Genomic DNA, 11,250 nt, shown 5'->3' with positions numbered 1-11,250 from the left:
GTCGCCGCTGGGGCGTGATGTCGCGGGCGACCGCGGTCGGGCGACGATGGGACGACAGCGCTCGCGGAGCACCCGTCGTCGACCGCTCGAACCCGTTCAGCCGGCGTGCTGCGCGCGACGCGCCGCCGCGCGCCGCAACCAGAACCGGGCACCCTCGGCGACGGCCTCCTCGACGGGACGCGGCATCCAGCCCAGGTCTCGTTCGGCCTTGGAATGATCCATCTCGGGCATGAAGAACATGAGCCTCACCGACGGCAGGGTCAGCTGAACCGGCTTGCGGGTGACGACGGCGCGCGCCGATCCGATGGCGCCGACGGCGTGGAGGACGGGTGAATTCAGTGCGAGACGCGGGGGCCGTCGCCCGGCCTCGCGCGCGGCGATCGCGGTGATCTCGGACATGTCGATCGACCGGTCGGACACGATGTACCGTTCGCCCACCGTGCCGCGGTCGGCGGCGAGGATCAGGGCCCGTGCGGCGTCGTCGATCCCCACCGACTCGGCGCACCAGCCGCGGACCGTGAACGGCAACTTCCCGAGCGCCGCACCGGCGACGAACGACCCGTGCGGCGTCGGTTGCAGGTCGCCGGGACCGTAGGTGTTGGCCACACACATCGCGACACCGGGGACCGAACCCGCACGGGCCCGGGCCAGCAACAGGTCCTCCGCGGCGACGCGACTCCTGACATATGCCGGGGCGCCGTCCCAGTCGAACACATCGTCCTCGGTGGCCCGGCGCCCTGTCGGCCGCCCGATGGTGGCGGCGGTGCTGGTGAACACGAACCTGCGCAACCGCATCCCGGCGGCGACGTCGAGCACCGCCCGCAGACCGTCGACGTTCGTGCGGTACAGGGGCGCGGGATCACGCAGCCACGCACGGGTGTCGACGGCGCAGTGGAAGACCACGTCGCACCCGTCCATGGCGGCCCGCACGGACCCGGCGTCGAAGAGGTCGCCGGTGACGTGCTCGTGGTCGAGGCCGTCGAGCGTCCGCAGGTTGCTGGTGGGACGGGTCAGGACGCGGACCCGTTCACCGGCGTCGACGAGCTGCCGGACCACCCTCGACCCGAGGAAGCCGTTGCCGCCGATGACGAGTTTCACGACCCGAGACCGCCGGGCGCCAGGTCGTCGATCGCGGCGGCGCTGCGGGACAGCATGGCGTCGAACATCGCATCGCCGCGTTCGGTGGGCTGCGCCGCCGCCGAACCGAAGACGATGATCAGCGGAGCCTGGATCAGGTTGCCGACGTAGTCCTCCCAGCACTGATCGAGGGTGTAGCCGGTGACCCCCGCGGTCACCAGCGCCCGGTGATACGACGCGACGATGCCGCGCTCGTGCTTGCGCCGGTCCTCGACGGTGAGGCTGGTGCTCAGCAGGAAGGCGATGTCGCGCAGCGGATTCCCGGTGGTGATGGTCTGCCAGTCGATCACCGTCACCTCGCCGCGGGGACCGAACAGCACGTTGTCGACGCGGAGGTCGCCGTGGATGAGCGCGGCGTTGTCCAGGGGCGCGACGAGCCAGTTACCGGCATTGCGGACGAGCCAGTCGATCGCCGCCGATCCCCGGGAGTCGGGGGAGAACCGATCGCGGTAGACGTCGGCCATCGGGGCCAGGATCGACTCCATCATCTCGCGCTCGGGTTCCCCGGGCAGCGGCATGTCGGTGAGCAGGCCGGCGTCGTTCCATCCCGGGGCATGCAGACCGGCCGCCGCGACGGCGACCGCTTCCGCCTGCGCCGGGGTGCATCCGGTGATCTGGTCGCCCTGGACCGCATCGCCCATGTCCTCGAGGAGCAGGACGAACTCGGTGGCCGCGTCGGAGATCGTGGCCGCGTAGCAGTCGGGTTTGGGCACGGTGAACCGGTCGGCCAGGTCGCGGTAGAAGCGGACCTCGTTGCGGAAGACCCCCGACCCGAATTCGCGCTGTTCGGGTGCGCCCGTCGCGAGCTTGGCGACCATCGTCGGCGGCAGCCCCGCCGCGTCGGCGTACTCCAGGCGCAGCCGATAGGACCCCGCCATCTGCCCGGTGCCCACCGGCTCGGCGGTGACGGAGGTGACCTTCGCCTCGCGGCCGTTGTCGGCGAGGAACCCCGACAGCCACTGCGGCGTGAGTTGGTCGACGCTGGTGGGGATCTCCACGGTCTCGGTCACTTACGCCATCCTTCCGGGGTTGACCGGCAGCCCGGCGGCCGCGGCGGGACGGATGTCCCGGTACGCCTCGACGACCGGGGCGAGTTCGGTGGGGGTGGCCCCGTGCAGGATCACCGAGTCCACGCCGAGGTCGAACTGTCCGGCGACGGTCGCCGCGCACTCGGCGGGCGAACCGGTCGCGGAGTCGGCGACCCAGGCGTCGGGGATGGCCTCGGCCAATTCGGCCAGTTCGTCGGCGGTGGCGGTGGCGTCGATCGGCCCGCGCGCGCGGCCGAATGCCGCGGTGGCGCGGATGCGTTCGAGATCGGCGGGGTCCCAGTCGTTGGCGCGCATGAGCTGATCCGGGTAGCCCTGCAGGTAGGTGGCCAGGCGGCCGTACAGTCGGCGCAGCCGGTCGGCGGGGTCGAGGTCGTCGGGGACGGTCGCGACCACCGACCAGATCCGGACCGACGCGGGATCGCGATCCGCGCGCTCGGCTCCACGCCGGACGCAGTCGACGGCCCGGCGCGTGGCCTCGGTGCCGAAGTACGTGTGCAACACCACGCCGTCGGCGATCTCGCCCGCCAGCTCCAGCGTCCGGGGGCTCATCGTGACGAGCATGACCGGCGGCGGTGGATCGAGAGACACACCGAGGTTCAGCAGGGGATACGACCCGGCCGGTCCGTCGTGCCCGATCACCATCTCGCCCGCCCAGAGCCTGCGGAGGAGCCCGGTGACGTCACGCAGGCCGGCCCCGGTGACGAGGTCGAGCCCGAGGATCTGCCACTGCGGTGCGATCCCGCGTCCGAGTCCGAGGGCGAAGCGCCCGCCCGACAGTTCGTGGAGCGTGGCCCCCATCGTCGCGGTGATGATCGGGTGTCGGGTGTTGTGATTGGTTGCCGCGGTGGCAATCCCGAGATCCTCGGTGGCACCGGCGAGTGCCCCGCACAGCGCGGCGGCGTCCTTGACGTTGAACCGTTCGGACACGAACGCGGTCCCGAGTCCGATCTCGTCGGCGAAGCGCGCCTCGGCCGCGAGCTCACGCGGGGTGACCGGGTGCCGGGAGAGTGCGTAGTAACCGAGCTCGGTGAGCCGTTCCATGGGGTGCACGTCGTCGGGCCGGTGGGGATCAGGCGTTCGCGCCGACCGCCTCGCGGTAGACGCGTGAGCGCGGCTCCCGGACCCACAGGGTGCCGCCGCCGGGTGTGGGGCCCTCCTCCTTGAGCGCGCGCTTGAGGATCTTGTTCGTCGCCGTGGTCGGCAGGTCGTCGGCGATCCGGACGTAGCTGGGCCACGCCTTGGGCGACAGGTCCGGTTGTGCGGCAAGCTGTTCGGCGAACGACTCCGGAGTCAGCTCGGCCCCGTCCTGCAGGACTACGGCCGCCATCACGGCGTCGCCGACGTGTTCGTCGGGCACCGCGTAGACCGCGACCCGGTTGATCTCGGGGATGCGCTGCAGGATGCGTTCGATGGGGCCGGCGGCAAGGTTCTCGCCGTCGACGCGCATCCAGTCGCCGGTGCGCCCGGCGAGGTAGATCCACCCGTCGGCGTCCTTGTAGGCGAGGTCGCCGGACCAGTACATCCCGTGACGCAGACGTTCTCTCGTTGCCTGCTCGTTGTTGTAGTAGCCCATGAACATCCCGCCGCCCTCGACGTTGACCAGCTCGCCGATCGCCTCGTCGGGGTTGAGCAGCGCGCCGTTCTCGTCGAACTGCGCCGGCGGGCACTCCTTCAGCGGATCCTCGTGGTAGATCGCGACGTTCGGGAAGCCCTTGCCGATCGAGCCGTGCGGCGTGCCGGGTTCACGGGTGATGATGATCGCGAGCTCGGTGGACCCGAAGCCGTCCCAGACGGTGCAGCCGAATCGTCGTGAGAACTCCTCGATGTCGCGGTCGGTGGCCTCGTTGCCGAACGCGACGCGCAGCGGGTTGTCGGCGTCGTCGGGCTTCTCCTCGGTGGCGAGGATGTAGGCGAGGGGCTTGCCGACGTAGTTCATGTATGTGGCGTTGTAGCGGCGGATGTCGTCGAGGAACGTCGATGCGGAGAACTTGGCCGGTGCGATCGCGGCGCCGCTGCACAGCGCCACGCAGTATCCGCCCATGAGCGCGGCGCTGTGGAACAGCGGCATCGACAGGTAGCAGACGTCGCCCGGGCCGATGTCGTACTTGTCGGCGAGGACGGGTCCGGCGAACGGGATCATCATGTGCGCGAACTGCACCGGCTTGGGGTCGCCGCTGGTCCCCGAGGTGAAGATCAGCATGTAGGTGTCCATCGCGCCGGGGACCGAATGCGGCGTCAGGTCACCCGCGTTCGCGATGAGCTCGGCCCACTCCGGCGTGGAGGTGTCGAGGATCGTCACCCCGGGGAGGTCGAGTCCCTGAAGGAGCGGGCGGTGCTCGGCGTCGGTGACGAGGATCTGGCAGTCGGCGCGCAGGATGTCGCCGGCGAGACCCTCGCCGCGTCGGGTGTTGTTGATGCCGGCGGTCACGTATCCGCCGAGGGCGCCGGCCGCGAGGGCGATGAGCATGTCGGGGGTGTTGCCGAGCAGCGTGCCGACATGCATGGGACGAGAGGTGTCGGCGAGACCGAGGATCGCCGCGGCGGTCTTCTCCGATTCCCGGATGTACTCACGCCACGTCCACGTGCTGCCGTTGTAGGTGATCGCCAGGTTGTCGTCGTCTGCGCGTGCCTGCAGGAGCTGGGTGACTGTCTCGGCCATGAGCTGAATCTAGAACGCGTTCACCCGACGTGTGGACAGATCTGGGAAATTGTCTACTGCCAAGGCCTGCCGAGGATGTCGGACGATCCCCGGCAGGCCCGGGAGTCGGGTCAGCGGGTGAACGAACCGCTGCCGGGGACCACCGTGAACGACTGGTCGTTCTGGCCGATGATCGTGGTCGTGAACTGGATCTGGCCGGCGCCGGTCTCGACCGCCGCGCCGTCGGCCGGGCGGCCGTCGGTGCAGGCGTCGAAGACCTTGCTGCCGGACGCGCCCGTGGTCTTGTTGGTCCACGAGAGACCGACCCTGGCGCCCTTGAGGTTGGTCGCGCAGGCCTCGGTGGGGGTGGTGTCCAACGAGAACTGCGTGACCCCGGGCTCGGTGCCCGAGGCCAGGACGGAGGCGACGAAGCCGCCGCTGATGCCGTTGGAGCCCACGGTGATGCCGGCGTTCGGGATCTGGTCGACGCTGAGCGGATGCTCACCCGGCGTGGCAGAAGCGGTCGCCGCGCCGAGGGTCAGTGCGCCGAATGCCGCGAAAGCTCCGAGTACTGCAGTTGTCTTGCGTCCCATGTGTATCTCCCGTCACTCTGGAAACGTCTAAGCCAGCTTACGGTAGTGATGTTGAACTCCTCAATGTGAGTGCTCCCGCCTCCTGCTGATACAAGGGGAGCCATGACGACGACGCAGCATGCCGAGCCCCGTGACCCGCTCTCCGCCTTCCATGTGGGTGGTATCGAGGTCTCGGAGCGGAGCGTCCGGGCCGAGCAGGTGCTGTGCTCCCGCTTCGCCGACCATCGCGGGCTGATCGAGCTGCCCGCGCTCGCGGTGCTCTTCGATCACGCCGGCGGCATCCCGTTCCATCAGGTCCACGGCGACCCCGCCGCCGCGACCCTGCAGGCGCGACTGTCGCTCTCCGCCCATGGGCGCGCGCAGGTCGGAGACACCCTCGCCGCCCGCGCCGACGTCGTGATGCACGACGATGCATGGGGATCGACCACCGTGGAGATCCGGACCGGTGCGGGGGAGTTGCGTTGCGTGGGGACCGCCCGCAACGTCCGCGTCGGCCGCGCCCCGGTCGGCGAGACCCCGTCCGGCGAGATCGGCATGCCGCCGGCGACCTGCGATGCGACAGTGGCCCTGCCCGAGCCGATCCCGGCAGATCTCACGGGTCGTGAGGTCGTCGAGGAGATCGCCACCAAGGTGCGCGAGCCCGGCCCGCTCGCCGAGATGCTCAACGGCACGGTCGAGATCCTCGACGGCGCCTCCGACCGCGACGCGGGCGTCCGCTTCCGCGTCCAGACCGAACCGTGGATGGGCAACATGTTCGGCACCATGCACGGCGGCGTGATCGCGACGATCGTCGGCCAGGCCGGCTCGTTCGCCGGGCACCTCCACGCGGGGCCGGGGCAGGACCACTCGATCGGCGACATGGCGATCGGCTTCTATCGTTCGCCGGCCGTCGACGGGGGAGAGGTCACCGTCGAGGTGGCGCCGATCAAGACCGGTCGTCGCATCTCGTCCTTCGAGGCGGCCATGACCTCCTACGACGACGTGCTGCTCAGCCGCGCGACCCTCGACGTCCACTACCACTGACCTGCGCGGATCGCCGTTCGCGGTGATCGTCTATGGCAAAAACAATCAAGCGTGCTTGATTTTTCTGGTGGCGTGTGTGACTCTGCTGGCATGTCCGAAGCACGCTCAGCCGTCCATCAGGTGGTCGACGATCTCGAAGCCGAGTCCGCACAGCTCGACGCACTGGTAGCCGACCTCGACGACGCGGGATGGGCGACGCCCACGCCCGCCGAGGGGTGGACCGTCGCCCACCAGATCTCGCACCTGGCCTGGACCGACGAGGTCGCCACGATCGCGGCCACCGACGCCGAGAAGTTCACCGCGCTCCTGACCGAGGCGCTGCAGGGCGCCAGCCCGGAGACCTATGTCGACGACGCCGCCGAGGCGGGTGCGGGGGCGCCTGCTGAGGAGCTCCTGGCGCGTTGGCGCAAGGCCCGCGGCGAGCTCGCCGACGCCCTGCGCAACGTCGCCGACGGGGTGAAGATCCCGTGGTTCGGCCCGCCCATGTCGGCCGCGTCGATGGCCACCGCGCGCCTCATGGAGACCTGGGCCCACGGACTCGACGTCGCCGACGCGCTCGGGGTGACGATCCTGCCGACCGAGCGGCTGCGGCACATCGCGCACATCGGCGTGCGCACCCGCGACTTCGCGTACATGGTCAACGGCAAGACCGCGCCCGCCGAGCCCTTCCGTTACGAACTCGCCGCGCCGTCCGGAGAGACCTGGACCTGGGGTCCCGAGGATGCGTCGAACATCGTCCGCGGGTCGGCGCTCGACTTCTGCTCGCTGGTCACCCAGCGTCGTGCGCGGGCCGATCTCGACCTGGAGTTCATCGGCGACGACGCCGTCGAATGGTCCGGGATCGCACAGTGTTTCGCCGGCCCTCCCGGCAGCGGACGCGAACCCCGCGGGGCCTGAACCGCCGCGAACCACGGCGACACACCATCAACCACAACCCACATAGATCTAGAAAAAGGAGCCACGGGTGCCCATTGCCAGCCCGAACGTCTGGGACACGCCGGAACGCCTCGAACTGCGTTCCATGGTGCGGAAGTTCGTCGAGAAGCACATCCTGCCGTACCAGGACGAGTGGGAGCGCGACGGTCTGATCCCGCGTGAACTCCACCGCGAGGCCGCCAAGCTCGGCCTGTTCGGCCTCGGCATCCCGGAAGAGGTCGGCGGCTCCGGCGGCGACCTGATCGACACCACCATCCTCGCCGAGGAACTGCACTACGCGGGTGCCGCGGGCGGCATCTTCTCCGGCCTGTTCACCCATGGCATCGCCCTGCCGCACCTGATCGCGGCGGGCGATCCCGAGCAGATCGACCGGTGGGTCCGCCCGACCCTGGCCGGTGAGAAGATCGGCTCCCTCGCCATCACCGAGCCCGGCGGCGGCAGCGACGTCGGCAACCTGACCACCAAGGCCGTCCGCGACGGCGACCACTACGTCGTCAACGGCTCCAAGACCTACATCACCTCCGGTGTCCGGGCCGACTTCGTCGTCGCCGCCGTCCGCACCGGCGGCCCGGGCGCCGGCGGCGTCTCGCTGCTCGTCATCGAGAAGGACACCCCCGGCTTCACCGTCACCCGCAAGCTCGACAAGATGGGCTGGCGCTGCTCGGACACCGCCGAACTGTCCTTCGTCGACGCGCGCGTGCCGGTCAAGAACCTCGTCGGCGCGGAGAACTCCGGCTTCGCCCAGATCGCCATGGCCTTCGTCACCGAGCGCTCCGGCCTCGCGGTGCAGGCCTACGCCAGCGCCCAGCGCTGCCTCGACCTGACCCTGCAGTGGGCGCGCGACCGCCACACCTTCGGCAAGCCGATCATCGCGCGCCAGTCGGTGCAGGACACGCTCACCGAGATGGCCCGTCGCATCGACATCGCCCGCACCTACACGCGTGCTGTCGTCGAGCGGAAGGTCACCTCGAACGACGACCTCATCGCGGAGGTCTGCTTCGCCAAGAACACCGCCGTGGAGACCGGTGAGTGGGTCGCGAACAAGGCCGTCCAACTGCACGGCGGCCTCGGCTACATGACCGGGACCGAGGTCGAGCGCCAGTACCGCGACATGCGGATCATCGGCATCGGCGGCGGCACCACCGAGATCCTCACCGGTCTCGCCGCCAAGCGACTCGGCTACCAGGCCTGACCCGGCGCACCCCAGAACGAACGAGAGGACATCACAGCTCATGACTGCTCCCAACCCCTTCGTCGAGACCCAGGAACGCGCCGAACTGCGCGCCGCGGTCGCCGGCCTGGCCGCCAAGTACGGCACGGACTACTTCCAGACGTGTGCCCGTGAGGGACGCAAGACCGACGAGCTCTGGCAGGAGGCGGGCAAGCTCGGCTTCATCGGCGTCAACCTCCCCGAGGAGTACGGCGGCGGCGGTGCCGGCATGTACGAGCTCTCCATCGTCATGGAGGAACTCGCCGCCACCGGAACCGGCCTGCTCATGCTGGTCGTGTCGCCGGCCATCTGCGGCAACATCATCGCGCGCTTCGGCACCGACGAGCAGAAGCAGCGGTGGCTGCCGGGTCTCGCCGACGGCTCGATCACGATGGCCTTCGGCATCACCGAGCCCGACGCCGGCTCCAACTCGCACAACATCACCACCACCGCCCGCCGCGACGGCTCGGACTGGCTGCTGTCGGGCCAGAAGGTCTTCATCTCCGGCGTCGACCAGGCCGACGCCGTGCTGATCGTCTCCCGCACCGAGGACGCCAAGACCGGCAAGCTCAAGCCGGCGCTGTTCATCGTGCCGACCGACGCGGAGAACTTCACCTACACCATGATCGACATGGAGCTGGCGAACCCGGAGAAGCAGTTCCAGCTCTTCCTCGACGACGTGCGGCTGCCCGCCGACGCACTCGTCGGCGACGAGGACGCCGCGCTGAGCCAGCTGTTCGCCGGCCTGAACCCGGAGCGGATCATGGCCGCGGCATCGGCCATCGGCATGGGGCGCTTCGCGCTGGGCAAGGCCGTCGAGTACGTCAACAGCCGCCAGGTGTGGAAGTCCCCGATCGGCGCGCACCAGGCCATCGCACATCCGCTGGCGCAGGGCAAGATCGAGCTCGAGATGGCCAAGCTGATGATGCAGAAGGCCGCGACGCTCTACGACGCGGGCGACGACTGGGGCGCCGCCGAGCCGGCGAACATGGCGAAGTACGCCGCCGCCGAGGCCGCGAAGAACATCGTCGACCACGCCGTGCACTCGATGGGCGGCAACGGCCTGACGACCGAGTACGGCATGGCGCCGCTGCTGAGCCTCGTGCGCATCGCGCGCGTGGCCCCGGTCAGCCGCGAGATGATCCTCAACTTCGTCGCGCAGACCAGCCTCGGGCTGCCCAAGTCGTACTGAGGCAGGATCGAGGAGCATCGGTGACAGTCGCCTCGAACTCCCGTGAGCCGCAGCAGGAACGTTCACGCCGGACGCGCGAACGCCTGCTGCGGTCCACGATCGACGCGCTCGCCGCGGACGGCTGGTCCGCGGCCACCGTCGCCGCGGTCGCCGAGCGTGCCGGGGTCTCGAGAGGTGCTGCCCAGCATCATTTCCCGACGCGGGAGGCGCTGATCACCGCAGCCTTGGAGCAGGTCTTCGACGACCTGACCGCGGCGTCGGACAGCGAGATCGCCGGCCCGGACGAGCCGATGAGCTCGGCCCGGGTGCTGGCGGCGGTCCGGCGGATCGTGGACGTCTACACCGGGACGGAATTCAAGGCCGCCCTGCAGGTCTGGGCGGCGGCCGCGTCCGATCCCGCCCTGCGCAAGCTGATCCTGCCGCTCGAGGCGAAGTTCGCCCGCGCGGCGCACCAGCGGACCATGGCGGCGATGGGGGTGTCGCCCGACGACGAGAAGGGCTTCCGGCTCGTGCAGGCCACCCTCGACTTCGCGCGCGGCCTCGGTCTGGCCGACACCCTGACCGACGACTCGGCGCGTCGCGCACTGGTCGTCGACACCTGGTGCGAACAGCTCGCGGTTGCCCTGGGGGTGGACGAGGCCGCGTGACCTTTCCCGAGGGTCACGACGATCGAGCCCGCGCTCGTCCACTCGTCCGGGTGCCCGCGTTCGCCGCGCACCACTTCGGATCGGCGACACCAATCGGGGTCGCCGATCCGGAATGGTGTCGCGGGCGACGCGAATCGGTGCCGACGAGCCGTCAGTCGCCCGCCGGTTCCCTCGTCCGGCCGAACGTCCCGGCCCAGTACACGCCGAAGGACATGAAGGCCATGCCGACGAAGACGACGATCAGCGAGATCGTCATCGAGGCGTAGCCCTGCTCCCGCGGGTCGATGAAGGGGTACGGGTACCAGTCGACGAACGGGCCCCGGATGAGGGTGTAGACGCCGTAGACGAGTGGGATCGCCAGCCACGTCAGCCAGCTGCGCGGGGGCAGCCGGCGTGCCCGCACGACGACCCAGTCCACCAGCATCACCAGCGGGATGATGCGGTGCAGGACGTCGTTGACCCAGCTGTAGGTGACGTCCACGTCGACGTCGCTGAGCAACAGCGCGTACACGATTCCGGTGATCACCATGCAGGTGGTGACCGCGCCGCGGAACCACTCCCAGCCCGGCGAGGTCGGTGCGAACAGCCCGCCGACGAGCAGCACGATCGCGGCCGCGATGTTGCTGAGCACCGTGAAGTAGCCGAAGAAGTTGCCGAGCGAGAAATCGGCGTCGCCCCACCGGACCATCACCTGGTAGACCAGGGCCGCGGTGCCGAGGGCGGCGAAGGCGATGCGGAGAATGCGGATCCACCAGGTCGCTGTCACACCGAGATTCAAGCACCCGGTGATCCGCCGCAGACGCCGCCTCGCCGGAGTGGCACGAA

Annotated in this window: 11 protein-coding genes; 5 read left to right on the top strand and 6 right to left on the bottom strand. The window is 69.8% G+C overall.

Annotation, left to right across the window (positions count from 1 at the left end):
* Positions 1-96: 96 nt before the first annotated feature.
* The 5 genes from E1P53_RS08240 to E1P53_RS08220 all read right to left on the bottom strand — a co-directional run bounded on the left by E1P53_RS08240 (position 97) and on the right by E1P53_RS08220 (position 5,417).
* Positions 97-1,098, bottom strand: a complete 1,002-nt coding sequence (locus E1P53_RS08240) for an NAD-dependent epimerase/dehydratase family protein (protein WP_131733988.1) — start codon at positions 1,096-1,098, stop codon at positions 97-99.
* On the bottom strand, positions 1,095-2,147 hold the full coding sequence (locus E1P53_RS08235) for a phosphotransferase (protein ID WP_131733987.1): 1,053 nt from the start codon (positions 2,145-2,147) through the stop codon (positions 1,095-1,097). Before E1P53_RS08235 ends, E1P53_RS08240 begins: the two co-directional genes overlap by 4 nt.
* Positions 2,148-3,227, bottom strand: coding sequence for a TIGR03857 family LLM class F420-dependent oxidoreductase (locus E1P53_RS08230; RefSeq protein ID WP_131733986.1), 1,080 nt, complete (start codon positions 3,225-3,227; stop codon positions 2,148-2,150).
* Positions 3,228-3,255: 28 nt separating this feature from the next.
* Positions 3,256-4,845, bottom strand: coding sequence for a fatty-acid--CoA ligase FadD1 (fadD1, locus tag E1P53_RS08225; protein WP_131733985.1), 1,590 nt, complete (start codon positions 4,843-4,845; stop codon positions 3,256-3,258).
* Between the two features lie 110 nt (positions 4,846-4,955).
* Complete coding sequence (locus tag E1P53_RS08220) at positions 4,956-5,417, bottom strand: hypothetical protein (protein WP_131733984.1); 462 nt, start codon at positions 5,415-5,417, stop codon at positions 4,956-4,958.
* 102 nt (positions 5,418-5,519) lie between these two features.
* On the opposite strand from E1P53_RS08220, the gene E1P53_RS08215 reads away from it, so the two are divergent.
* From E1P53_RS08215 to E1P53_RS08195, 5 genes are all read left to right on the top strand, one after another.
* Positions 5,520-6,440: a PaaI family thioesterase gene (locus E1P53_RS08215; protein WP_131733983.1), complete on the top strand. Its 921-nt coding sequence runs from the start codon at positions 5,520-5,522 to the stop codon at positions 6,438-6,440.
* A 90-nt stretch (positions 6,441-6,530) separates the two neighbouring features.
* Positions 6,531-7,337, top strand: coding sequence for a TIGR03084 family metal-binding protein (locus tag E1P53_RS08210; protein ID WP_131733982.1), 807 nt, complete (start codon positions 6,531-6,533; stop codon positions 7,335-7,337).
* Positions 7,338-7,404: 67 nt separating this feature from the next.
* A complete protein-coding gene (locus E1P53_RS08205) occupies positions 7,405-8,568 on the top strand; it encodes an acyl-CoA dehydrogenase family protein (protein WP_131733981.1) in 1,164 nt (387 codons plus the stop codon).
* 40 nt (positions 8,569-8,608) lie between these two features.
* Positions 8,609-9,778: an acyl-CoA dehydrogenase family protein gene (locus tag E1P53_RS08200; protein ID WP_109239526.1), complete on the top strand. Its 1,170-nt coding sequence runs from the start codon at positions 8,609-8,611 to the stop codon at positions 9,776-9,778.
* Between the two features lie 20 nt (positions 9,779-9,798).
* Complete coding sequence (locus E1P53_RS08195; protein WP_006899315.1) at positions 9,799-10,425, top strand: TetR/AcrR family transcriptional regulator; 627 nt, start codon at positions 9,799-9,801, stop codon at positions 10,423-10,425.
* 151 nt (positions 10,426-10,576) lie between these two features.
* Here E1P53_RS08195 and E1P53_RS08190 read toward each other — a convergent pair whose 3' ends face one another.
* Positions 10,577-11,191 carry a Pr6Pr family membrane protein gene (locus E1P53_RS08190; protein WP_131733980.1) on the bottom strand — a complete coding sequence of 205 codons (615 nt, stop codon included), beginning with the start codon at positions 11,189-11,191 and terminating at the stop codon, positions 10,577-10,579.
* Positions 11,192-11,250 lie beyond the last annotated feature (59 nt).

This window comes from Gordonia paraffinivorans (assembly GCF_900683595.1).
Classification (GTDB): domain Bacteria; phylum Actinomycetota; class Actinomycetes; order Mycobacteriales; family Mycobacteriaceae; genus Gordonia; species Gordonia paraffinivorans.
The sequence above is the reverse complement of the archived record's forward strand: the minus strand, read 5'-3'. Positions and strand labels throughout refer to the sequence as shown.

Excerpts from the sequence above, each read along its gene's own strand:
- fadD1 (WP_131733985.1), bottom strand. The coding sequence starts at position 4,845 with ATGGCCGAGACAGTCACCCAGCTCCTGCAGGCACGCGCAGACGACGAC.
- E1P53_RS08210 (WP_131733982.1), top strand. The coding sequence starts at position 6,531 with ATGTCCGAAGCACGCTCAGCCGTCCATCAGGTGGTCGACGATCTCGAA.
- E1P53_RS08220 (WP_131733984.1), bottom strand. The coding sequence starts at position 5,417 with ATGGGACGCAAGACAACTGCAGTACTCGGAGCTTTCGCGGCATTCGGC.
- E1P53_RS08200 (WP_109239526.1), top strand. The coding sequence starts at position 8,609 with ATGACTGCTCCCAACCCCTTCGTCGAGACCCAGGAACGCGCCGAACTG.
- E1P53_RS08215 (WP_131733983.1), top strand. The coding sequence starts at position 5,520 with ATGACGACGACGCAGCATGCCGAGCCCCGTGACCCGCTCTCCGCCTTC.
- E1P53_RS08230 (WP_131733986.1), bottom strand. The coding sequence starts at position 3,227 with ATGGAACGGCTCACCGAGCTCGGTTACTACGCACTCTCCCGGCACCCG.